At 60.5% G+C, this 20,140-nt stretch carries 25 protein-coding genes and 1 riboswitch; of the genes, 21 read left to right on the forward strand and 4 right to left on the reverse strand.

Annotated elements, in window-relative coordinates; genetic code table 11:
* Positions 1 to 348 (reverse strand): DUF2865 domain-containing protein (locus E5W87_RS20395; protein WP_292401389.1); only part of this gene is annotated, 348 nt, incomplete at its 3' end.
* 106 nt (positions 349 to 454) lie between these two features.
* Between E5W87_RS20395 and E5W87_RS20400 the strand changes: the two genes are divergently transcribed.
* Positions 455 to 1,000 (forward strand): hypothetical protein, encoded by a 546-nt coding sequence (locus tag E5W87_RS20400; RefSeq protein WP_292401392.1) that lies wholly within the window; start codon positions 455 to 457, stop codon positions 998 to 1,000.
* A 265-nt stretch (positions 1,001 to 1,265) separates the two neighbouring features.
* Entirely contained in the window at positions 1,266 to 1,481 is a 216-nt protein-coding gene (locus tag E5W87_RS20405) for a hypothetical protein (protein WP_292401395.1), read from the forward strand.
* A gap of 109 nt (positions 1,482 to 1,590) precedes the next feature.
* On the opposite strand, the gene E5W87_RS20410 is transcribed toward E5W87_RS20405, so the two are convergent.
* Positions 1,591 to 1,728 (reverse strand): hypothetical protein, encoded by a 138-nt coding sequence (locus E5W87_RS20410; protein ID WP_292401456.1) that lies wholly within the window; start codon positions 1,726 to 1,728, stop codon positions 1,591 to 1,593.
* A 387-nt stretch (positions 1,729 to 2,115) separates the two neighbouring features.
* On the opposite strand from E5W87_RS20410, the gene E5W87_RS20415 reads away from it, so the two are divergent.
* Entirely contained in the window at positions 2,116 to 2,880 is a 765-nt protein-coding gene (locus tag E5W87_RS20415; RefSeq protein ID WP_292401398.1) for a hypothetical protein, read from the forward strand.
* Positions 2,881 to 3,329: 449 nt separating this feature from the next.
* Here E5W87_RS20415 and E5W87_RS20420 read toward each other — a convergent pair whose 3' ends face one another.
* Both E5W87_RS20420 and E5W87_RS20425 read right to left on the reverse strand, forming a co-directional pair.
* Positions 3,330 to 4,220 (reverse strand): glutathione S-transferase family protein, encoded by an 891-nt coding sequence (locus E5W87_RS20420; protein ID WP_292401401.1) that lies wholly within the window; start codon positions 4,218 to 4,220, stop codon positions 3,330 to 3,332.
* A 27-nt stretch (positions 4,221 to 4,247) separates the two neighbouring features.
* Entirely contained in the window at positions 4,248 to 4,829 is a 582-nt protein-coding gene (locus E5W87_RS20425) for a VOC family protein (protein ID WP_292401405.1), read from the reverse strand.
* Positions 4,830 to 5,109: 280 nt separating this feature from the next.
* On the opposite strand from E5W87_RS20425, the gene E5W87_RS20430 reads away from it, so the two are divergent.
* The 18 genes from E5W87_RS20430 (at position 5,110) to E5W87_RS20515 (ending at position 20,098) form a co-directional block, all read left to right on the forward strand.
* Complete coding sequence (locus E5W87_RS20430; protein ID WP_292401408.1) at positions 5,110 to 7,656, forward strand: AMP-binding protein; 2,547 nt, start codon at positions 5,110 to 5,112, stop codon at positions 7,654 to 7,656.
* A 253-nt stretch (positions 7,657 to 7,909) separates the two neighbouring features.
* A complete protein-coding gene (locus tag E5W87_RS20435; protein ID WP_292401411.1) occupies positions 7,910 to 9,316 on the forward strand; it encodes a tyrosine-type recombinase/integrase in 1,407 nt (468 codons plus the stop codon).
* A gap of 120 nt (positions 9,317 to 9,436) precedes the next feature.
* A complete protein-coding gene (locus E5W87_RS20440) occupies positions 9,437 to 10,111 on the forward strand; it encodes a hypothetical protein (protein ID WP_292401414.1) in 675 nt (224 codons plus the stop codon).
* Positions 10,112 to 10,225: 114 nt separating this feature from the next.
* A complete protein-coding gene (locus E5W87_RS20445; protein ID WP_292401415.1) occupies positions 10,226 to 10,516 on the forward strand; it encodes a hypothetical protein in 291 nt (96 codons plus the stop codon).
* A gap of 15 nt (positions 10,517 to 10,531) precedes the next feature.
* Complete coding sequence (locus E5W87_RS20450; protein WP_292401418.1) at positions 10,532 to 11,095, forward strand: hypothetical protein; 564 nt, start codon at positions 10,532 to 10,534, stop codon at positions 11,093 to 11,095.
* Entirely contained in the window at positions 11,077 to 11,364 is a 288-nt protein-coding gene (locus E5W87_RS20455; RefSeq protein WP_292401421.1) for a hypothetical protein, read from the forward strand. Before E5W87_RS20450 ends, E5W87_RS20455 begins: the two co-directional genes overlap by 19 nt.
* Positions 11,365 to 11,502: 138 nt before the next feature.
* Positions 11,503 to 11,868: a hypothetical protein gene (locus E5W87_RS20460; RefSeq protein ID WP_292401425.1), complete on the forward strand. Its 366-nt coding sequence runs from the start codon at positions 11,503 to 11,505 to the stop codon at positions 11,866 to 11,868.
* Positions 11,869 to 11,936: 68 nt separating this feature from the next.
* A complete protein-coding gene (locus tag E5W87_RS20465; protein WP_292401428.1) occupies positions 11,937 to 12,710 on the forward strand; it encodes a bifunctional DNA primase/polymerase in 774 nt (257 codons plus the stop codon).
* Positions 12,707 to 13,933 carry an AAA family ATPase gene (locus E5W87_RS20470; RefSeq protein ID WP_292401430.1) on the forward strand — a complete coding sequence of 409 codons (1,227 nt, stop codon included), beginning with the start codon at positions 12,707 to 12,709 and terminating at the stop codon, positions 13,931 to 13,933. The genes E5W87_RS20465 and E5W87_RS20470 overlap by 4 nt, the downstream gene beginning before the upstream one ends.
* A 141-nt stretch (positions 13,934 to 14,074) precedes the next feature.
* The gene (locus E5W87_RS20475; protein WP_292401433.1) at positions 14,075 to 14,416 is read left to right on the forward strand and encodes a hypothetical protein; all 342 of its coding nucleotides are present in this window, start codon (positions 14,075 to 14,077) and stop codon (positions 14,414 to 14,416) included.
* A gap of 74 nt (positions 14,417 to 14,490) precedes the next feature.
* Positions 14,491 to 14,925 (forward strand): hypothetical protein, encoded by a 435-nt coding sequence (locus tag E5W87_RS20480; protein ID WP_292401437.1) that lies wholly within the window; start codon positions 14,491 to 14,493, stop codon positions 14,923 to 14,925.
* Positions 14,926 to 15,025: 100 nt separating this feature from the next.
* Positions 15,026 to 15,580, forward strand: coding sequence for a terminase small subunit (locus E5W87_RS20485; protein WP_292401439.1), 555 nt, complete (start codon positions 15,026 to 15,028; stop codon positions 15,578 to 15,580).
* 262 nt (positions 15,581 to 15,842) lie between these two features.
* Positions 15,843 to 16,076: a hypothetical protein gene (locus E5W87_RS20490; RefSeq protein WP_292401441.1), complete on the forward strand. Its 234-nt coding sequence runs from the start codon at positions 15,843 to 15,845 to the stop codon at positions 16,074 to 16,076.
* A gap of 337 nt (positions 16,077 to 16,413) precedes the next feature.
* The gene (locus E5W87_RS20495) at positions 16,414 to 17,175 is read left to right on the forward strand and encodes a recombinase family protein (protein ID WP_292401443.1); all 762 of its coding nucleotides are present in this window, start codon (positions 16,414 to 16,416) and stop codon (positions 17,173 to 17,175) included.
* Between the two features lie 113 nt (positions 17,176 to 17,288).
* The gene (locus E5W87_RS20500; RefSeq protein ID WP_292401445.1) at positions 17,289 to 17,720 is read left to right on the forward strand and encodes a hypothetical protein; all 432 of its coding nucleotides are present in this window, start codon (positions 17,289 to 17,291) and stop codon (positions 17,718 to 17,720) included.
* 271 nt (positions 17,721 to 17,991) lie between these two features.
* Positions 17,992 to 18,086: riboswitch (SAM-I-IV-variant riboswitch) on the forward strand.
* 23 nt (positions 18,087 to 18,109) lie between these two features.
* The gene (locus E5W87_RS20505; RefSeq protein ID WP_292401448.1) at positions 18,110 to 18,697 is read left to right on the forward strand and encodes a hypothetical protein; all 588 of its coding nucleotides are present in this window, start codon (positions 18,110 to 18,112) and stop codon (positions 18,695 to 18,697) included.
* A gap of 472 nt (positions 18,698 to 19,169) precedes the next feature.
* Positions 19,170 to 19,724 (forward strand): hypothetical protein, encoded by a 555-nt coding sequence (locus E5W87_RS20510; protein ID WP_292401451.1) that lies wholly within the window; start codon positions 19,170 to 19,172, stop codon positions 19,722 to 19,724.
* A gap of 101 nt (positions 19,725 to 19,825) precedes the next feature.
* Positions 19,826 to 20,098: a hypothetical protein gene (locus E5W87_RS20515; RefSeq protein ID WP_292401453.1), complete on the forward strand. Its 273-nt coding sequence runs from the start codon at positions 19,826 to 19,828 to the stop codon at positions 20,096 to 20,098.
* Positions 20,099 to 20,140: the final 42 nt, after the last annotated feature.

Raw genomic sequence — 20,140 nt, forward strand, 5'->3', positions numbered from 1 at the left:
TGTCGTCGGCAACGGAATAATGGCGTTGGCCATGTTGGCGGGCGTTACCGTCCGCGCCCTGAGTTCGGCGACCCGCCGGGAATAACGCTTGACGCTACACGCCTTGAAATTCGCGTCGTCGCGATACCTGAAAGCGGTCGCAAGCTCTGTGTAGGGTTTTCGCGTATCGAGAGCGACCATCGCTTCGGTCTCGAGGCTGGCGTCCTCCAGCGTATAGAGATCGACACCGGCATCGTCGCAAATGTAGCGGCACTGATCGACGGTCTCCTTCAGATCGTCTCTTTTGGCGAACTGCGATTTTGGCGCGGGGAAGAAATATCCGTCCGACAGGCGCACGCAAAACAGCATCGGGCTGCCAGCATACTTCAGGTCAGCGGACTGGGTTTTCGGTGCCGAACGCTGTTGCGCTTGCCTTTGCTCCTGCTGCGGCTGCTCTTTCCGCCGTTCCTTGGCTATGGACGCACAGCCCAGGGCGGCGAATCTGGCCCGCAGGCCGGATGTATTCCTGCCCGAATTCGACGCGGCCGCGATCTGGCGCTGCACCTCCGCCTTGCTCCTGACAAGATCGGCGCAAGGGTTGAAGAAGAACCCGACCAGCGAACTTTTGGCCGAACATTGGCGCTGTTTCTCCAACCTTTGGATCGCAGCAAGCTGCCGGCGAAACTGCGCAAGCTGCGGGCTCGACCCGCCGCCGCGTTCGGCCGAACGCATTTGGCTTTTGATCGCGCTGCAACTATCCGCGTATGAAGAGGAAGTGCCGAGCGTAAATGCCGTCACCAATAGCAGCACAAGAAACATGTCAGACCAGAAGCGTGTCATTGGAGCGACCATTGCCATTGTTTCCGCCGAGAACCTGGAGCCACATTCTTTGTTTGTGAATAAGGTATCACTAAATGAGTGCTGCCTAATTCCAGCAAGATTGCGGTTTCCAGAGACTTTAATACTAGTGTATTACATGTATTCTCGTAAATCCAATATTGCACTTTTGTTTCAAGATTGAGACGAAACCAAAAACAACGCCGGCTACCCGCGCCACCACCGAAAATTTGACCTAACTGGCAGGTTTCGGTCTCCTCGATCGATCCAGTGAATCCCCGATCAATCCGGCGTTACCAGCAGCTTCGCACTGAAACCTTCGTCCCGTCTTCGGCGTTAAATGGCCACTGCAGCGCCGCGCGTCCCTTTGGATGCACAAAGGACGCTGATTTGGCGCAGGGTCCTTTCCGATTTTTGGGCCATGCGCGGAACGGTCAAAGGACACGCACATGTCGATTCACTTCACTGTCTCGGGCCTGACCAGAAATCTGTTCCACTCGCTTGGACTGGATCATGAGCGCGCGCCGAGACCTCTCAGTCCTGAGCAAAGTCTTTTGCTGGAATGCTATCTGGCCGGCCAAATTCCGGAATCGGCCTGGAGCGACTACGTCTTCGAGACGCCGGAATTAGCACGCCATGTCAATGCGAGGCGCGGGCAGCACTGAGATCTCGTACCGGAATTCGGCCCGATCGCTTGGGATCGCGCCACCCGGCTATGCGTGGCTGAACGGCCGCCCGGAAACGAGCGAGCCTTTTGCTTGGGGTGGCGCCCGGTTACTGTTTGGGCGAGGCGAATTGCAGCGTGAAGACGTTGCCCGCAATCCCTTGGGCGAGCGCCGGCGAAAAGCTCAGTGGCAAGCAGTGCTCCACGGCGGCGATCGCGGCATCGACAAAGCAAAAAGGCCGGCACATGGCCGACCTTTCCTTCCACCTCGCGCGCGCCAGTACATCCGTGGTCACGAGTTGCGGTGAATTGCCGACCAGTAGATAGGGCTTTGGTTAACAAATCCTTAGCTGGCGGGGGCTGCTCACTGACGCATCCTGGCCAACCCGATCGGCGTTTTCGTGATGAATGCGGAAAGTCGTTTTTAAAACCAGCACGGACTATTAATCGTTGTGCACCAACATGTTGGCTCGTGAGACATATCGAAGTAACTATCGTGTTCTGGAAGTCGATTTATGGCCGTACTTGGCGCCCTCCCTCCCGACGTTCTTTGTCGACCAATTCGCGAAGCTGATTGGGAAGGAGTGGTCGACTGCTTGTGCCGGGGCTTTCCGAAGCGTGACCGGAATTACTGGATGCAGGCGCTGACCCGTTTGTCGCAGCGGCCTGCCGTCGCCGAGTTCCCACAATACGGCTTGGCGTTGGAGAAGGCTGGTCGGATCGTTGGCGTTGTGCTGACCCTCTATACCCGTTATCGCGGGCAGGAAGGCGACGAAGTCCGCTGCAACCTTTCAAGCTGGTCCGTCGACGCGGAATCCCGTCCCTATGGCGCCAAATTGGTTACGACGATTCTCAAGCAAAGGGACGTGACCTATACAAATATTTCGCCGGCGCCCGCGACATTAAAGGCTAACTGGGCGCTCGGCTTTCGGCCCTTTTCCACCGGACAATTCGCCTTCTTGCCGGCTTTGAATTCGGTGCCTCGGTCATATCGCGTGCTCGAGGTTCGTCCCGATCTTGCGGAAATGGCGATGCTGCCCGACAGTGAGAGATACATACTCTCGGAACACTCCGCGCTGGGTTGCCTGTCATTGATTTGCATTTGCGACGGAGTGGCGTTTCCTTTCGTATTGATGCCGCGCCGAATATTGCGCGGTCTTGTCCCGTGCTATCAGGTCATCTATTGCCGCTCCCTCGGGGATTTGAGCCGGTGCGCCGGTGCTGTGGGGCGCTTTCTCTTACGAAGTGGCATCCTGCTTTGCATCGTCGACGCCAAGGAGCCGATTGCAGGTCTGTTCGGGCGGTACCGCCACAACAGCGGGCTGAAATATTTCAAGGGCCCCAAACCACCCTCGCTTGGAGATCTGACGTTTACCGAGCTTGTGATATTCGGTCCCTGAACGACAAGCGCAACAAAGTGTTGGTCTCTGGCGATGCCGAAAGTGAACCCCCGCCTCGGGCGAGGGTTCCATTTTTTTGAAACGACGATCCGCTACTGAACAGGGGCGGTCTGAGCTGGCGGGGTTGCGGGTGCCGGCGTCATCGTGTCGGCTGGAGGTGGCGGCAATTGGCCAGCAGTCGTCGCCTGCGTTCCTCCTGATTGAGTTTGGTCACACGCCGCCAGGGCAGCAAGCGCCAGACCGAACGCGGCGAATAAAGGTAGTTTGCGGGTCATGTACAGTCCCTTCCATGGACGCCACCCGCGCGGGCCTCATCATCAGGACCGGTGCCCCCAGGTCAACCGTCGCTTCGTCGTCGACGCTTCAAACATTCTTACGTCCAGTAAAAGGCGGCTGGCTTTCGACCTCTGTTTTAGGTCGGCCTGGAAGCAACCGTTAGAGCGAAAGCCTCACGCTTCGGCCTGCGACTTCACATAGGCGATATAGCCGCGCACGTCGCCGGCCGGCTCGGCGTAGGCCTTGCCGAGCTTCTTCTCGATCGCCGCCATGTAGTCTTTTGCCCATTGGGGCAGCGCGTAGTCGATGACGGCGAGGAATTCGAGCGTCGCCGCCAGGCGGATGTCGGCGATCGATGGGTTCTTGCCGCCGATGAATGGCTTGCCGTTCCTGAAGAAGCTGTGAAAGACCTCCAGCGGCTCGGCAATTGCGGCCGCCGCGGCCTTCTGGGCTTCCGATTTCCTGTCGGGGTGGGCGTCGCTGTGGCCGACCTCGCCGGCATATTGCGGAAAATTCAGCGCAGGATAGGTGGCGCGCGCCACATAGGGGTAGAGCGTGCCGATCAGGTAGAACATGGCGCTGTCAATCATTGCCCGCTTGGCCGGCGCCTTGGGATATAATTTCTCCAGCCCGTGCTTGTTGGCGAGATACTGCATGATGGCGCAGCTTTCCCATAAGACGCCTCGCGGCAAGCCCTTGTCCTCGATCATCGGCGTAAGATGGGCTGGGTTTCGCGCCATGTATTCGGGCGAGCGCGTGTGGCCCCATACGTCGGTCTCGGAATGAACGAGCCCGGCCGCGCGGGCAAACACCCGAACGCTCATATTGTTGACGCTCGGCTTCAGCATGCTGAGCATCAGCGCGGGTTTTTTCGCTGATTTCGCTACGGCCTTCCGCGCGGACTTCGCGGATGCCTTGCCTGCAGGTTTTGCGGCGGCTTTTGTTGCCGACTTGGCTGACGCTTTCGACGCCTTGGCTGCAGGCTTTGTCGTGGCCTTGGCAGCTGGTTTCGTGGCGGCCTTGGCAGCCGGCTTCGTCGCACTCTTCGTTGTCGTCTTTGCCATTGTGTTCCTCCCTCAGTTTGGCTGTCGTCAGTATGGATTCTTCGGCGCCCGATCGTCCGACAAGGTGGCGCGTGAGCGCTCGACAAGCACCTGGATCGCGTCGGCGAGATGCACTTCGGCGATTGCGTAGTCGCCGCGCGCGACGCGGATCTTCTGCGCCTGCATCAGCACGTCGGCGTGGGTAAATCCCGCCGGCGGCTCGAAACGGTAGGAGGCGAGCTCGATCAGCAGGCCGAGCGGATCCTCGAAATAGATCGAATCCATAAAGCCGCGATCCTTGACGCCGCTATGCTTGATGGCGCGCTCGTCGAGCCGGGCGACCGCCTGCAGGAAGGTGACGCGCGACACCGCAAAGGCGATGTGATGGACGCAGCCCGGATCGGTCGGCGTGCGCCGTTTCTCCGGCGTGCGGCTCTCATCGGTGAAGATGGTGATCAGCCGGCCGTCGCCCGGATCGAAATAGAGGTGGCTTTCGCTGGCCTTGTCGAGGTTGGGCTGCTCGAAAATGAAAGGCATGCCAAGCACGCCTTCCCAGAAATCGATCGAAGTCTGACGCCCGGCGCCGACCAGCGTGATGTGATGGACGCCCTGCGATTGCAGTTTCTGCATTTGGCCTCTCCCAGGGATTTGCCGTTTTTGCCGGACGCCACGAATGACAGCCCGTTTAGGATTTGCTCCCCTCGCCCATATCCGAATGCCTGCCACACTGCGACCCCGAGGGCTTTTTATTACGTGATGCTAAATCAATCGGCCGTGTTGCGCCAGAAGCGGCCGGCAATTGCCATCGGCCAATCTCGATAAAATATGATGATTTCAATCAACTAATGTAGTAGCGCCTTTCCAAACCGCGCCTCGGGCGCGACCGACGGCTCGCACGCGGATTTGGGAATTGATATTTACGGAACGGTTTGAGACCTTCGGCGTCAGTCCTGCGCTGATTTTCCCCGATCGCAAGCCCATCTCGTACCAGGAGCTTGCCCGGTTCTTAGTGGCGCAGGCCGCCAGCTTCGGAAGCGAAAAGCGCCTGGTCGGCGTCGTCGCGGAACCGAGCGAACATGCGGTCATCGCCTATCTGGCGGCTCTGCACGGCGGCCATGCCGTGGCCTTGTTGCCCCCTTGCAAGCCGTCGGTGCTGGATGACTTCGTTGCGGATTTCTCGCCCGACGGCGTATGCCGGCCCGTGGACGGGCGCTTCCGCTGCATGATGGGGTCCCCCAATCCAGCTGGCGAACTGCATGCCGATCTGGCGCTGCTGCTCGGCACTTCGGGCAGCACCGGCAAGAGCCGATATGTCAGATTGTCCGCCAGCGCGGTTCAAGCCAACGCCAGCTCCATCGCCAGCTATCTCGAACTCGAGGAGCGGGACAGGGCGGCACTCATCCTGCCGTTCCACTACTCCTACGGTCTTTCGGTCCTGAACTCGCACCTGATCACGGGAGCGAGTATCTACCTCCCCCGCAGGGGCGCATCGGATGCAGGCTTCGCGCAAGAGGTTCGCGACGCCGGCTGCACCAACATCAGCGGCGTCCCCTATTCGTTCGAGCAGATGGAACGGGCGGGTTTTCTTCAGCACGAACTGCCCGCGCTGCGTTTCATGACGGTGGCCGGAGGACGCATGCCACCGGATCTCGCCACGACGTTTCACCGTCATCTCGCCGAGCGGCAAAAGCGCTTGTTCATGATGTACGGACAAACTGAGGCGACAGCCAGGATCGCTTATGTCCCTCCGCACCTGTTGGAAGGCAATGTCGGCTCGATCGGCATCGCGATCCCGGGCGGCTCGCTGCGGCTGGTGGATGACGCTGGCAATCCAATAGGGCAACCAGGTGAACCCGGAGAACTCGTCTACAGCGGACCGAACGTAATGATGGGCTACGCCAGCCAACGTTCCGATCTCGCAAAGGGGGCCGGGATCGCTGAGCTACGCACTGGCGATATCGCTACGAGGGATAAAAACGGCTTCTTCACGGTGATCGGCCGGCTGAAGCGAATGTCGAAGATTGCGGGCCTGCGCCTGAGCCACGAAGCGATCGAGGCCGCGCTCGACGAGGCCGGAATCGCGGCCGCCATCGTGGGTGACGATGATCGCATCCTGGCGCTGGTGACGTCCCAACACGGAGATGAACGGGTGCTGCCGGTCTTGATGGCGGCAACCGGCTTGCCGCGACCGCATCTCGAGGTCGAACGAGCGCAATCCCTGCCGCGCCTCGCTTCGGGCAAGGTCGACTACGCTTCGGTACGTGCTCGCCTTCGGTCCTTGCGCCCGCCGCACCGCGCCGGCGTGCTCGCGGCCTTTGCAAGCGCCTTCTATCCGAGACATGTCGGCGTCGACGACACGTTCGAAAGCCTGGGTGGCGACTCCCTGCTCTACGTTCAGCTGTCGCTTGCCCTGGAACGCGAACTCGGCAGCGCTCCGCCAGGTTGGGAAACCATGCGTATTGCCGAGCTCTGCCGTGCCGGGCAGCAGGCTGGCAAGCATCTGTCGACCGACAGCCAACTTGTCCTGCGCGCCGTCGCCACTTTGATGGTCGTCGTCCATCACGCCTCGTTCTGGCCTATCCCCGGTGGCGCCGCGATCCTTGTCATGCTGGTGGGATACAGCCTGGCTCGTTTCCAGCGCCAGAGGTTGTTTGCCGGCGACGTTGCCGGTGTGTTGCGCCCGCTGGCACTTGTGCTCGTATCTTACCTGCCGATCGTGGCGGGGTTTTCGCTTGTCCAAGGCGAAATCCTGTGGCCGTCTTTCTTGCTGATTGGCAATCTTGGCTTCGTCCAGCCACCGCACATGATGCCGTATCTCTACTGGTTCGTGGAAGCCTACGTTCAGATCATGCTTGTCTGGGCCGCCATGTTCGGGATCCCGAGACTGCGCGCCTTTGCCAACGGGACTCCGTTCGGCTTTGGAATGATCCTGCTTGCGGCCGCGACAGCGGCCAAGTTCCTCATTCCGCTTCTATGGAGTATCGGCGGCCCGCAGATATTCACCTTGCCCGACGTCTTCTACCTCACCGCCCTTGGCTGGTGCGTGCACTTTGCCACCTCCTGGCAGAAGCGGCTGACAATGGTCGTGGTCGCGGCTCTGTTGTGCCCGGCGCTCGCCTGGACGGGGGGCAATTGGCTCGGATCCTGGGTGAAATTCGCCTCGGTGTTCGGCGCCGTTCTCGTCCTCGTCCACGCCCGGCGTATCGCATTGCCGGCCAGACTGGCGCAGATGGCCTTGCCGATCGCCGCCGCTAGCTACCACATCTACCTGTTCCACAGGATCGTGCCGGAGTGGCTGCTGCCGAGTCCGGACCTCGCCGTCTCGCAGCCTGTCGTAACAATCGCAGCGGTCGCCATCGGCCTTCTGTCCGGACTTGGGGCCTTCGCCTTGCAGCAGCAACTGACCAGATGGCTTGCCCCGCACCAGGGTCGCGCCGGAAGCCTCGCCTTCAACTGAAGGCGACGGGGTCTGCCGTATGTTCTGATTGTCTTGGTACGCCCAAGGGGAATCGAACCCCTGTTCCCGCCGTGAGAGGGCAACCTTATGGATACCATCGATCTTATTCTCGTCCATGCATGTTCACGTATGTTCCGAGAATCCTTGCAAATTCTGCATTACCGCCCGTCACCCGTCCTATGTTGTTTTCGTGCGGCCACGGGTGTATTTCGGGACCAATTTCGGGACCACACATACAGCGAGGAAAGGCCGGATGGCACGCACCAGGGTCGATGCCCCAATCACCACACGCAACGCGCGCAAGCAGCTCAAGCCGCGGAAGAAGCCCTACTGTCGATCTCTCGGTCCTACCGTCGCCATCGGCTACCAGAGAAAACAGCGTGGCGGCGTCTGGCAGGTCGTCGAGTCCCTCGGCAAGAAACGCTATCGTGTGGAACAGATCGGCATCGCCGATGATTTGCTGGAGGCCAATGGCGTCAACGTCTACGACTTCGAGCAGGCGAAGACTGCTGCCGTTGCGAAGGTCGCATCCTGGCACGCCGATGATCGCGCGCGTGTGGACGGCCCGGCACCGAGTGTGCGCTCGGCGATCGAGATCTACATTGAAATGCAGGAGGCGCGAGAGCGTGCACTACAGGGCAAGGGTAGGCTGCGGGGAGACGCACGGCTCAGGCTTTCAAGGCACGTCCTGTCCGATGCCTTTGCGGACACGGCGCTACACACCTTGAAGGAAGCGGATCTCGCCCAGTGGCGCGATCGCCGCTCGGCGAACCTCTCCGTGTCCACAATTCGCCGCATCGTCAATGACTTCAAAGCTGCTCTCAACGCTGCTGCCGTCAAACATCGCTCGCGCCTTCCTCCGGACATGGCTATCATCATCAAGAACGGTCTATCGGCTGGGGAAGCAGCACCGCCGCTTGCCCGCGACCAAGCTGCACTCCCTGACGCAGACATCCGCCGGATCATTGAAGCATCCAGAACAGTCGATACCGAACAAGGCTGGAACGGCGATCTGTTGCGCGTGGTCGTGGTGCTGTCCGCCACCGGAGCGCGCTTCTCGCAGATCGCGCGCATGACCGTGAGCGATGTCCAGGCAGCGCAGGGCAGGCTCATGGTGCCCACAAGCCGGAAAGGCAGAGGGATCAAGAAAACGACACACGTCGGAGTCCGTGTCGGAGCCGACGTCATCGAGCTGTTGCGTCCAGCCATCTCAGGTAGGCGGCAGGGCGAGCCGTTGCTCGAACGCTGGCGCCATGTCCAGGCGAAAAGAACGGAAACACAACCGCCGCGATGGGTGCGGAGCACGCGTGGCCCGTGGGGTGCCGCGACTGAGCTAACGCGCCCATGGCTTGAGATCGTGACCCGCGCCGGGCTTCCGTCCGACGTGGTGCCCTACGCTTTGCGACATTCCTCGATTGTCCGGCAACTCCGGGCAGGCCTTCCGGTGCGCTTGGTCGCCGCCCTTCACGACACGAGCACCGCCATGATCGAGCGCCACTATGCCTCCGCCATCGTCGACATGCTCGACGATCTTTCGGCGAGCGCCGTGATTCCGCTGATCGCGGACGAGACTGTCCCCAAAGGTCGTGCCGCTGCGTTCGCTCGACCAGCGCAGTTGACCACGCGGCCTGCTGGCCGCATGCTTCCTTCGCGGGGATAGGCCGGCCAGCCGAAGCCTCGGATTGCATCTCCGAGGTTCCCCGCGCCCGTTAGCGGCAGGCGACGACGACCACAATATCGTGCCGCTGCCAGCCGGAAAGCAAACTGCCGGGAGGACGAATTGAGGGAAGGCCAACGTTTTTTCATCATTCCCCGTCCGGTCGGCGAGCCTTCGGATGCGTCAACGATCGGGGTTAAGGTGTGGTTCAGGTCAAAACGCGCGGCGGCGGACGGCGAGAAGCTATGCCGGGGTCGGCGTTGGGTGCCGATCCCTGCCATCCCGACGTTGGCACGGGAATATGAGCAGGAGAGAAGGCAGGCGCTTCGGAAGGCAATTGTCGATGCCGCCCGTAGTGTTGGCTTGACCACGGCGGCCGAAGCCTATCTCGGCGTTCCTGTGGCTGCCTTCCGGGGCAGACGTCCGGGATCGCCGTCGCGGCGTAAGGAACCAGTGATCGAGGGTGCCGAGCGCGTCAGAATTGCGCGCGACGTCCATGAGGCCCTCGGGAAACCACAGATCTACGAGGCGTTGGAGCACGGCGCACTGAAGAAAGCAGTTGCGGAGGTCGCCAAGGCGCGAAACTTACCCGACAAGATCATAGACACCTGTTATCGCGCAGTCCGGAACAACCTGCAGTCAGAAATGGCCGACGTTGACTGGGACCAATGGATTAAGGGCTATAGGGCACATGCGTTCGCACAGGTCAGGTCAGAAAAACCAGCCATCACTCGCGCGGAGGCTTTGAAATTCTGGCGAGCGAAATTAATTAATAATATCAATGTGTTGGTAAATTGAAAAGTCAATATTCCGGCTAAATCCCGGGGATTTAGCCGGGAGCAATACCTTGTGCATCGGTGTTTGTTTGCGTCTACTTTGACGGCTGGCTCAGTTTGCAAATGAGGCAGCGTCATGACCTTTCCCAATGTTGCCGGCGAGTTCCCGCTGGCCTCCGTGGCTTCACGCCCCCGTCTCGCGACTGATGTCCCCGGTGCCGTAGATTACACCGGCCAAAGCCGCGCGCAGCTCTACAAGGACATGCGCACTGGCCTGCTGCCCGCCTACAAGAACGGCGCGCGCACGATCCTCTTCTATGACGATCTCGACCGCTACATGCACGCCTTGCCGCGCGCGAAGTTCAAGCCCGTTGGCGACGATAATCATACCGACAGCGCCGACGCGCACGGGGCGCGGTCACGCTGACGCGGAGATCCAGTCATGGGCCGGCTTAATCCGAATTTCGATTGCATCCCCTCCGACTTCTACGTGACCCCACCTCGCGCGCTGCCGCCGTTGCTGCCATTCTTGGAGCCCCAGAGGCGCTATGTCGAGCCGGCCGCCGGCAATGGCGCCCTGATCGATCTGCTGGCCCAACATGGGCATTGCTGCGTCGCCGCCTTCGACATTGACCCGCACCGCAACGACATCGCCGCACGCAACGCGCTCGACCTCGGCGAGGCCGACCTTGGTGACGCGACGATCTTCCTGACCAATCTGCCGTGGTCCTGGCCCGTCTTCCCGCAACTGGTCAAGCACCTCATTGCGCTCCGCCCCCTGTGGACCCTGGCGCCTGCCCGTTTCGCTCACGCCGCACGTTCGGCGACGTTGGTCGACCGCTGCAGCCATATCGTCTGCGTCCCACGTCTCCAGTGGATTCCGGGCACGCGTGATCAGAGCACACAGGACACTGTATGGCTGCGCTTCGATGCCAGCCACCGGGGCGGACCTCACTTCTATCCGCGTGAAACGAGGAGTGCTGATCCATGGGCAACGGAGGCATGACAGATTTTGGCCGCCAGTCAGAGCTCACGGATGCCTCAACCGTATCGCGCGACAAGCTTGCACGTACAGTCCCCGGTATGGCTCATTTTGCCGGAACCGGCCCTGTCGGTGCGACCTGCTCCGAATGCGATTTCTGGCGCCAATTCGAAAACCAGAAGAAGCCGAGCTGCAAGAAATTCCGGTTGATCACCGGTCGCAGCGGCAAGCCGGTACCGGGGTTCACGCCAGCTTGCCGGTACTTCAACAAGCGGACGGGAGGCGCGGCGTGAAGGTCATGCATGCCCCCGCAGGAAATCATCCACCTTCGCCCGATCGTGGGCAAGGCGCACCGCGGCGCTTTCGCGGAACCGGAATGCCGTGCTCCGGGAAAGGCACGGCTGTAGCTGCCAACTTAAGGAAAGGGAACGATGACTGATCTCAATGAACTGTACCCGAGCAAGTATCTTTCCGCCGCCGACCTGAAAGGCAAGAAAGTCACTATGACAATCAAGGCCGTCGTTATCGAGGAATTCGAGGACAATGGCGGAAAGGTGAAAAAGCCGATCGCCTACTTCAAGGAAGGCGGCGACAAGGGCCTGGTCTGCAATAAGACCAACGCCATGACCATCGCCCGTATCGCCGGCAAGACCAATACCGACGACTGGACGGGTGTCCGCATCACCCTCTTTCCTACGATGGTTCAGTTCGGCGGCAAGGTAACGGAAGCCATTCGCATCGAACCGCCCATGGCTGCCGTACCGGTCAAGGAATTGAACGACGAAATTCCTTGGTAGCGATCTAAAATCGGCGGCGGCCACCACCCCGCCGCCGATTTCCTAACAGCAATACAAAGGACGAATTGATGTCCGCGCATCTCCACCGTGCGGCCCTGGCGTATGCAACACGTGGCACGCCGGTGTTCCCCTGCCAGCCACGAGGGAAGGAACCCGCCACAGGCCGCGGCCTGCACGATGCGACGACAGACCGCGCCGTTATCGAAAGCTGGTGGGGATCGGTACCGGAATTGAATATCGGCATTCCGACCGGCACGCCTTCCGGCTTTTGGGTGCTGGACATCGACAACGAGGACGGTGAAGCCAGCCTGCGTGGCCTGGAGGCCGCGCACGCACCGCTGCCGCCGACGGTCGAGGCTATCACCGGGCGCGGCAGGCACCTCTATTTCCGGCTTGGCGAGCATACCTTGCGCAACAGCGCCGGAAGGATAGGTACCGGAATCGACGTGCGTGCCGATGGTGGCTACGTGCTGGCCCCGCCCAGCACGCATCCTTCCGGCAGGGCATATGCATGGTCGGTGGACAGCGCTGACGCCTTCGCGGACGCGCCGGAATGGCTTTATGAGGTCGCTGGGAATCCAGAAGGCGACGGCAAGGGCAAGACGCTGGAAGAGTGGCATAGGGCGCTGACAGAGCCAATTCCTGATGGCTGTCGCGACAACACGCTGACCAGCATTGCCGGAAAGCTGCTTTTCCACGGCGTGAACCTGATCCTGATCCGCGACCTGCTTCTCAGCGTCAATGCCGCGCGATGTGTCCCGCCGCTGCCGATCGCGGATATCGACCGGATTGTGACGTCTGTTGCGAAAACGCACCTTGCAAAAAGGGGCGGCCGCACATGAATGACGAGATCAATCCGGAAATCCTGAAATTGTCGAAGGTGTTGGCGACGGGAAAGGAACCGCCAACCGATCTCGGTGAATGGGACGCGGGTGACGACGACGACCCGATACCACCTCGACAGTGGTTGCTCGGCAATGTCTTCTGTCGCCGCTTCGTAAGTTCGCTGATCGCGGACGGCGGAACCGGCAAGACCGCGCTGCGCGTCGCCCAGGCGCTCGCGCTGGCCACGGGACGCAATCTGACAGGGGAGCATGTGTTCCAGCGCTGCCGCGTTCTCCTGATCTCGCTCGAAGATGATAAGGACGAACTGCGCCGTCGGGTCAAGGCAGCGATGTTCCACCACGACATTTCCGAAGCAGACGTCAAGGGCTGGCTTTTCCTCGCCGCGCCGGGCGGCAAGGCAGGCAAGCTGATGACCCTCGACACCAAAGGGCGGCCCACAATCGCCAGCCTGGCCGCCACACTGAAACAAACGATCCAACGCCGCAACATCGACGTCGTCTGCCTGGACCCGTTCGTGAAGACGCACGGCCTAAGCGAAAACGACAACAACCAGATGGACCAAGTGATCGAGTTGCTCGCCAACCTCGCCATCGAAATGAATATCGCTGTTGATGTGCCGCACCACACCGCAAAGGGCGGCGCCACTCCCGGCAATGCCGACCGGGGACGCGGCGCTAGCGCCATCAAGGACGGCGGACGCCTCGTCTACACGCTCACGACAATGAGCGAGGACGAGGCCGAGAGATTCGGCGTCCCCCTTGCCGACCGGCGCCTCTATGTCAGGATGGACAGCGGCAAGGTGAACATCACACCGCCCGCCACCGCTGCGAAGTGGTTCAAGCTGACCAGTGTCGCGCTCGGCAACGGCAACGACCTCTATCCCGCCGGCGATTATGTGCAGACCGTCGAGCCGTGGGCCGCGCCCGGAACTTGGGAAGGGCTCACCGACGATCTGGTGAACCGAATACTCACCGATATAGACGCCGGCATGCCAGACGGCGAGCGCTACTCCGATGCGGGTGCCGCAACCACCCGCGCCGCCTGGAAAGTGGTCCAGAAGCACGCAGCGAAGAAGACAGAAAAACAATGCCGCGAGATCGTCGCCATCTGGGTCAAGGAAGGCCTGCTCCTCAAGGAAACGTACCATAGTCCGGTCGCTCGAAAGGACCGCGAAGGGCTCCACGTCGACGACATGAAACGACCAGGAAAGGTCACTTGAAGTGCGCTCTGGCCCTGCGCCATTAGCAAAATTTAATGGCGCACCATTGGCGCAGAACTGGGTGCGCCATTGATGAAGGTGCCCTAAGGAAATTCAATGGCGCATTGAGGTGCGCCAATTGTATTTCCCAGTGGCGCACCAATGGCGCAATGGCGCAAACCGCCAAGACCCGGCAACCTGCGCATGGTCACGTTGGTAGTACCGCCGATGAACGGAAAGACGACCCATGAAGAGCTTCTGGCCCTGTACGACCAGCATGTCGAAGCGATCAGACGGGCATTGAAATCAATACCGCCCATGCCGGTCTTCGGTCCCGACGGCTCGTTCGAGGGCATCAGGCGCAACTACGTGATAATGCTGACCGGCGCTCTGCTCGCCTGCGGTGTGCCAGTCGGCGATGCCAAACAGCTGGCCGTCGACATCGGCATGGCCGTCGGCAGCCGGGTGCGCGAGAACCTAGGCCGCGAGGCCGGGCACGCATGACAGTTGTCTGATACCCGGCTCGACAGCCGTGATTGCTCGTGGCTCAATATCGACGGACCGGGTAGGGAGGTTCAATGCGCTCGATCTTCGTATTGTCTTGGTTCAAGAGAGGGTTGCGGCTTTCGCTTGTTGTCGGACTTGCCGCCGCCGCGTGGCATGCGTGGGCCGTCTTCAAACGGTATGACAACGCCCGGTTTGAACAATTTCAGTCACGCCTCACTTACGAATGCGCTGCGCGTCAGAGCGAAGACGAGCTTAACCGGCGCATGAACGGGGTCGGCAACATCAACGTCAACGGACTTTGCTCGGACCGCGACTTCTTTGTGTCTCCATATGAACTCGCCCAGGTGCGAAAAGGCACCATGAAGTTCGAAACGACTTGGAAGCCGTTCGATTGGGCTGGCACAGCCATCGCCGGGATACTCTGGACCGTTGGGACCATCCTCGCCACGCTCGCCGTCCTAGGCGCGGTCGGCTTGGCCCGCTGGGTGTGGGGCAGGTCAACATAAGGGTTTAGCGTTGACCCCGATGGTGGGTCGGCCCGAAAAGTGCCAAGCGGGCGCGTCTGTTGGCAAGGCGCACCGCCTTGCGGTACTCTTGGCTATGCCGATGCTTAGAAACCCACGTCACGAACGGTTTGCGCAAGCCCTCGCCAAGGGCCTGAGCGGCAAGGCGGCTTATGTCGAGGCGGGGTTTCGGGCGCGTGACCACGCTGCCGAAGTCGAAGGCTCAAAGCTCCTGAGAAAGCCTGAGGTTTCGGCCCGTATCGCCGAATTGCAGGCGCGGCAGGTGCGGCGGCTAGATGTGACGGTCGAGACTATCTGCCAGGAATTGGAAGCCGCCCGCGCTGGCGCGATGGCGGCAAGGCAATATTCGGCGGCCACTGCCGCGAGCCTAGGCAAGGCGAAATTGCTCGGCTTGATTACTGACAAGGCCGAAATCGAGACCACAGTCCGCCGTCCGATGCGCGATCCCGGCGCGGTCCGGCAAATGTCGCTGCAGGAGTGGGAGGAGCGGTTCAAGCCGAAGGCGTCGGCGCCGCAGCAGGGTAACGACAAGCCCGCCACCAAACCGGAGAAGGCGGAACCGGAGGATGCGGTCCGGATCATCGACGCCATCCGACAGGCCAAGGCGGCCAGACGGGTGAAGTCAGGTTCGACTTAACGTCGACTTGGACATCGTCGAGAACGCCCCGCAAAGGCACCTCACGCGGCCATAGAGGCCGCTCGGGGCCGGGCCTAGCGCCGCTCCACAGACTACGGTTCGCCCTGCGGCAATCGGCACATCGCCGAGATCTCGGCCCGTTAACAGTTAGCTTTCCACATCTTTGGGCCTGCCAGCACGCCCGCCCCGACTGTGATAATGTTTGTCGAATGAAGTTCGATGATGGCGCGTCCCTCCGGGCGCGCAACTAATGTGGGGTGGCATGCCTGAAATAGTTCGTTTGCTTCTCTGGACGATCATTCCACCCGCGTTTGCCTATCTGACCTATCTGGCGCTGGTGATCCAAGAACCATGTGGGCTTGGCAATGAAGGCTGCGTTTGGATCGTCGGCACAACTGCCTTTCTTGCTTTCATAGCGGTTGTACTTGTCACGACTATCAATGCGTTCAATCTCATCGGTGCCGCCATCTCGCTCCTCATGGATAGGATGAAGTAGCCGCGTCTTGTCGCCCTCCCCGACGCTACCCGAGGCTCGCGTTCGACTAAGTCAGTGGCATTTCAGGCGGCAGCGGCTGTTGGGGCATGCAACCGCTTCGCCAGCTTCGCGAGTGTCGAGCGTGAGCAGGCTGTCGCCGCTGTGATCCGACTCCAGATCTGTCCGCTTCGGAGCATGTCGAGGATGGCGTCGTTGCGCTTGGCGTCCTCAGGACACTCTTGGCAGGGTCAAAGCACTGCCCGCTGAACCCAGTGCCAACCTTTCGTTCCGACCCTCTGACGATCTTGTAAAGTTTGCATACGAGCGTATACAGTCCTTTCACAGCGCAGGATCGCTCATGAACCCCGTCATTTCCTATCTTCGCGTGTCGACCAACGGCCAGAGCAGAAGCGGCCTAGGCCTTGAGGCGCAACGTCAGGCCATCGCCCGTTTTGCCGAAGCCGAAGGGTTCGACATCACCGCTGAGTTTCTCGAAGTCGAAACCGGCAAGGGTGCCGACGCCCTGTCGCGTCGTCCGCAGCTAGCCAAGGCGCTTGCTGCCGCGAAAAAGGCCGGGTGTTCAATTGTCGTCGCCAAGCTTGACCGGCTTTCCCGTGATGTCGCCTTTATTTCCGGGTTGATGGCAAGGCGCGTGCCGTTCGTTGTCGCCGAGCTTGGGCCGACCGTCGATCCCTTCGTGCTGCATCTTTTCGCGGCTGTCGCCGAGCGTGAGAGAGCTATGATCTCTGAACGCACGCGTGCCGCACTTGCCGCTGCCAAAGAGCGTGGTGTCAAACTTGGCGGCCCGAAGCTTGCCGAAGCGCAGCAAAAATCGATGGAGGTTCGCATGGCACAGGCCGACGCCTTCGCAGCCAATGTCCTCCCGATCATCCGCGATATCCAAGCGAGCGGGGTCAAATCCCTGAGGCAGATCGCGGTGGCACTCAATGCGCGCGGCATCGCTTCGGCACGCGGCGGAACGTGGACAGCTGTTCAGGTGACGGACATCATCAATCGCTTGAAGTCCAATGCGCTCGAGCCAGTCGCTGCTGAGCCGCACGATGAGACGATAAAAGGTGGCGAGCCCGCATCGCGGACACCGCTCGGCTCGCGCTGGTAGCCGTGTTTACATACTACAGATGATTTCAGGACATCAGAACACTCATGCAGAGCGGCTGCAAAAGCAGCACGGCGGCAATGGCGGTGAAGCGCGTGATCCGAGAGGGAGGAACGATGAAGGCGACCACAACCAAGCAGTTCGGCGACGCCTGCGAAATGCTCGTCGTCGCTAAGATGACGTTGAATGGCATGCCGACGATGAAGCTACCCGACACGTGGCCCGGCTATGATCTCATCGCGCAACCGTCAGACCGAGCGCCGCAGCGCATCTCAGTCAAGGGCACGCGTCGCCAGTGGGAAGGAGCCTATATCCGTTACCATCTTGGCGAACACGATTTCGATTGGCTGGCCGTCGTCATGATCGACGGCGACAACAGCGAGTCGATCTACATCGTGCCGCGCGCTGCGTTCGAAAGCGCCGCCGGTCGTAGCACGGCGACAAAGGACGGTCGCGTCGTGGTCTATATGCCGCAGCACAGGTTCAAGTCGCTGTTGGCGCACTACGCGAGCAACTGGCGGCTCGATGTCGAAAGGAAACCAACGTGACCACGCTGCGGCCAAGGTGAACGTTGGCGACCCGGCTGGACAAGCGTGCTGACGACGCTGCTGTACGCTCGCCTGTCGTAGCGTTTTCCGCTGTAGCAATTTCTGCCTGCTCCTGCACCGACGACTACGCGGGCCGCACCCCGGGGTGGTTGATCCGAAGGCGGGAGCGGGGACGAATGTGGGGCCCCTCTGATCTGCTCGATTTCAGAATCCCAAACCTTCAACCATGAGGAGAACACCTTGCCGAACTGCAATCGCACTGCTAACCTGCTCTCTGCATCCAGAGAGGGCTTCGGCCCCGCCAACCAGCCTTGACCGGCAACGGTGGTGAAGACGATGTGGCCCTGAGCAACAGTAGGTCGTCAGCCCCTCCAGATGCGTGCGAAACGATGGAGGGCATTTTCGTGCTGACGAGGCGAGGTTTTCTGATCGGGGCGGGTGGCCTGCTCACGACGGCATTCGCAAAGGATGCACAATCTTTCATTCGCAGGACTGGGCAGCCTCTGCTCGCCCCACCTGTGGAGGTGGCCGAGACCATGTACTGGTATGACGGTGGGGAGCAGGGCTACCTTCTCACAATCGGCCCTTGGGACTTCTGCCCGCCGCCGCCGACCTGGCGCGAATTCTTCACCAACGAAGGCATTGCATATGCCACCGAACCGGAAATCCACACTATCTGGGAAAAGCACGGGGTCGGCCCAGAGGCCTATGACGATCCGGTTGGCGGGTGGTTCTGGGAAACCCGCTTCGATCTCGAGACCGGCCCGTGCGCCAAGGCCTACCGCCTGCTTAAACGGCTGGATCTCGGCCCAAAGCTCAGGTGCGGGAGCGATGAACCCCATCTGATATTCCGCGATGGTGATGTCGCCAACGACGATAGCAGATGGGTCGATGCAAGTGACCAACTCACACTATCCCTCCTGCAGGCTCGGCTGATCGATCTGAAGCTACCTATCCGAATTGCAGAAGGATTTTGAGGGGCCGACATGATGGACGACAAACCGACGCCGACCGCCAGCGCGAAGAGCCCCAGTATCATACCTTACCCATGCCGGTACTGCGGTTGGGTGACCACGGTGCCGAGCGAGGCCGAGGCACGTCTCTGTATGCGGTGTGTCCGTTTTGAGGGTGATGTGCATCCGGCTATGATATGACCGGAGCGCGGATTGCGGCACACAACGCCCGCATCATGGGCATGATCAAGTGGGGCCCTTTGGCGGTATTAACGTGTCCTGTAGAGATGCCGGTTCATGGCCGACCATGATCTCCATCAAGTGAGACCCCCCTATCCGTTCTCGCTTAGGAAAAGGAAATTAGCCGCCGAGGCAATAGCTGACATTGTGACCGGCCGCCGAGCTGAAACAGATAATCAACGCTGACAGCACGTTTGGTAGTGGCACCATGCTAAAAGGTGCACCTATGGAGGACATAATGCGCCGGACGCGAAGATTGATTGAGTTGACTGAGCGCATGAGCGACCGCGTTGGCAGGGCGATGGCGTACGCCATTTTCGGGCTTTTGGCGCTGTTGTCTGGGTTCCTAGCAGTCGTGCTAGCGGTTCAGGCAGAGCCGGCGGCGGTGATACCGGCTGTGGTGCTGGCGGCGATTATTTTGAGCTGGCGCCGAGACTGGGCGGCATGGCTGCGGGGACTGGTGCCGGCGGTGGTTATGGAGATCGTGGTCAGGCTGGCGCGTGCCTTTATTCAACTGGGAAAGATCGCCTTGGTCGTCGGCATATGTTTCGGGGCCTTAATCTTTGTGGGCAAAGGGTTCGAATGGGCTGGCCAACACAAGGAGGAGATTTGGTCGAAGTGGCACGAGTTGACGCGGAAGGACTGGACGGTGCAGGCGAAGGTTGCCGGGGCGCAGTGCATTGAGGCGCATGGTAACACGATGGACAACGAGACTTGGGAGAATTGCATGCTCGCGCATGGGTTCGTCCCCATCACTGCGGAGGCGATCCGTTGGCTTCCTGAGAACTATGAGCCGGTCGACGAGCATTGAGGCATAGATGCGGTCCCGAAGATGATATCCTCATATTCGCGCCGAGGAAGGTGCTGGAGTAGCCGAGCGGGCGATTGCTTGATTTTTGGGAGGATGACGGGATGGCTCTTCAGCTGTGGGTCAACGATAGCGGCCACTACTTCGTGGACACCACGCTTGGCGGGATCCAAGTAGGACAAACTTGGTGCACGCCTTATGGCGACTGGGCGGTTGAGGTTAACGATGAGGAGCTTTCTGTGCCTGACCTCGAGGCAGCAAAACGGCTGTTTGTCGACCTATACGATCGATCCCAGGTTGTGGTGAGCCCATTCGCTGTCTCGGCCGAAGGGGACGGTTTGGAAGCGGATTTCAAAATTATCGACCTGCGCCGATAAGAACGCACAGGCAATCTGCGATCGTCGGCCGCCCCCCGGCAC

The organism is Mesorhizobium sp., assembly GCF_004962925.1.
In the GTDB taxonomy this organism is placed as follows: Bacteria; Pseudomonadota; Alphaproteobacteria; order Rhizobiales; family Rhizobiaceae; genus Mesorhizobium.

Excerpts from the sequence above, each read along its gene's own strand:
- E5W87_RS20400 (WP_292401392.1), top strand. The coding sequence starts at position 455 with ATGGACGCACAGCCCAGGGCGGCGAATCTGGCCCGCAGGCCGGATGTA.
- E5W87_RS20515 (WP_292401453.1), top strand. The coding sequence starts at position 19,826 with ATGGCTCTTCAGCTGTGGGTCAACGATAGCGGCCACTACTTCGTGGAC.
- E5W87_RS20465 (WP_292401428.1), top strand. The coding sequence starts at position 11,937 with ATGTCCGCGCATCTCCACCGTGCGGCCCTGGCGTATGCAACACGTGGC.
- E5W87_RS20410 (WP_292401456.1), bottom strand. The coding sequence starts at position 1,728 with ATGTGCCGGCCTTTTTGCTTTGTCGATGCCGCGATCGCCGCCGTGGAG.
- E5W87_RS20455 (WP_292401421.1), top strand. The coding sequence starts at position 11,077 with ATGGGCAACGGAGGCATGACAGATTTTGGCCGCCAGTCAGAGCTCACG.
- E5W87_RS20460 (WP_292401425.1), top strand. The coding sequence starts at position 11,503 with ATGACTGATCTCAATGAACTGTACCCGAGCAAGTATCTTTCCGCCGCC.
- E5W87_RS20420 (WP_292401401.1), bottom strand. The coding sequence starts at position 4,220 with ATGGCAAAGACGACAACGAAGAGTGCGACGAAGCCGGCTGCCAAGGCC.
- E5W87_RS20480 (WP_292401437.1), top strand. The coding sequence starts at position 14,491 with ATGCGCTCGATCTTCGTATTGTCTTGGTTCAAGAGAGGGTTGCGGCTT.
- E5W87_RS20500 (WP_292401445.1), top strand. The coding sequence starts at position 17,289 with ATGAAGGCGACCACAACCAAGCAGTTCGGCGACGCCTGCGAAATGCTC.
- E5W87_RS20405 (WP_292401395.1), top strand. The coding sequence starts at position 1,266 with ATGTCGATTCACTTCACTGTCTCGGGCCTGACCAGAAATCTGTTCCAC.
- E5W87_RS20490 (WP_292401441.1), top strand. The coding sequence starts at position 15,843 with ATGCCTGAAATAGTTCGTTTGCTTCTCTGGACGATCATTCCACCCGCG.
- E5W87_RS20445 (WP_292401415.1), top strand. The coding sequence starts at position 10,226 with ATGACCTTTCCCAATGTTGCCGGCGAGTTCCCGCTGGCCTCCGTGGCT.
- E5W87_RS20505 (WP_292401448.1), top strand. The coding sequence starts at position 18,110 with ATGGAGGGCATTTTCGTGCTGACGAGGCGAGGTTTTCTGATCGGGGCG.
- E5W87_RS20470 (WP_292401430.1), top strand. The coding sequence starts at position 12,707 with ATGAATGACGAGATCAATCCGGAAATCCTGAAATTGTCGAAGGTGTTG.
- E5W87_RS20425 (WP_292401405.1), bottom strand. The coding sequence starts at position 4,829 with ATGCAGAAACTGCAATCGCAGGGCGTCCATCACATCACGCTGGTCGGC.
- E5W87_RS20495 (WP_292401443.1), top strand. The coding sequence starts at position 16,414 with ATGAACCCCGTCATTTCCTATCTTCGCGTGTCGACCAACGGCCAGAGC.
- E5W87_RS20450 (WP_292401418.1), top strand. The coding sequence starts at position 10,532 with ATGGGCCGGCTTAATCCGAATTTCGATTGCATCCCCTCCGACTTCTAC.
- E5W87_RS20485 (WP_292401439.1), top strand. The coding sequence starts at position 15,026 with ATGCTTAGAAACCCACGTCACGAACGGTTTGCGCAAGCCCTCGCCAAG.
- E5W87_RS20435 (WP_292401411.1), top strand. The coding sequence starts at position 7,910 with ATGGCACGCACCAGGGTCGATGCCCCAATCACCACACGCAACGCGCGC.
- E5W87_RS20475 (WP_292401433.1), top strand. The coding sequence starts at position 14,075 with ATGGCGCAATGGCGCAAACCGCCAAGACCCGGCAACCTGCGCATGGTC.
- E5W87_RS20415 (WP_292401398.1), top strand. The coding sequence starts at position 2,116 with ATGCAGGCGCTGACCCGTTTGTCGCAGCGGCCTGCCGTCGCCGAGTTC.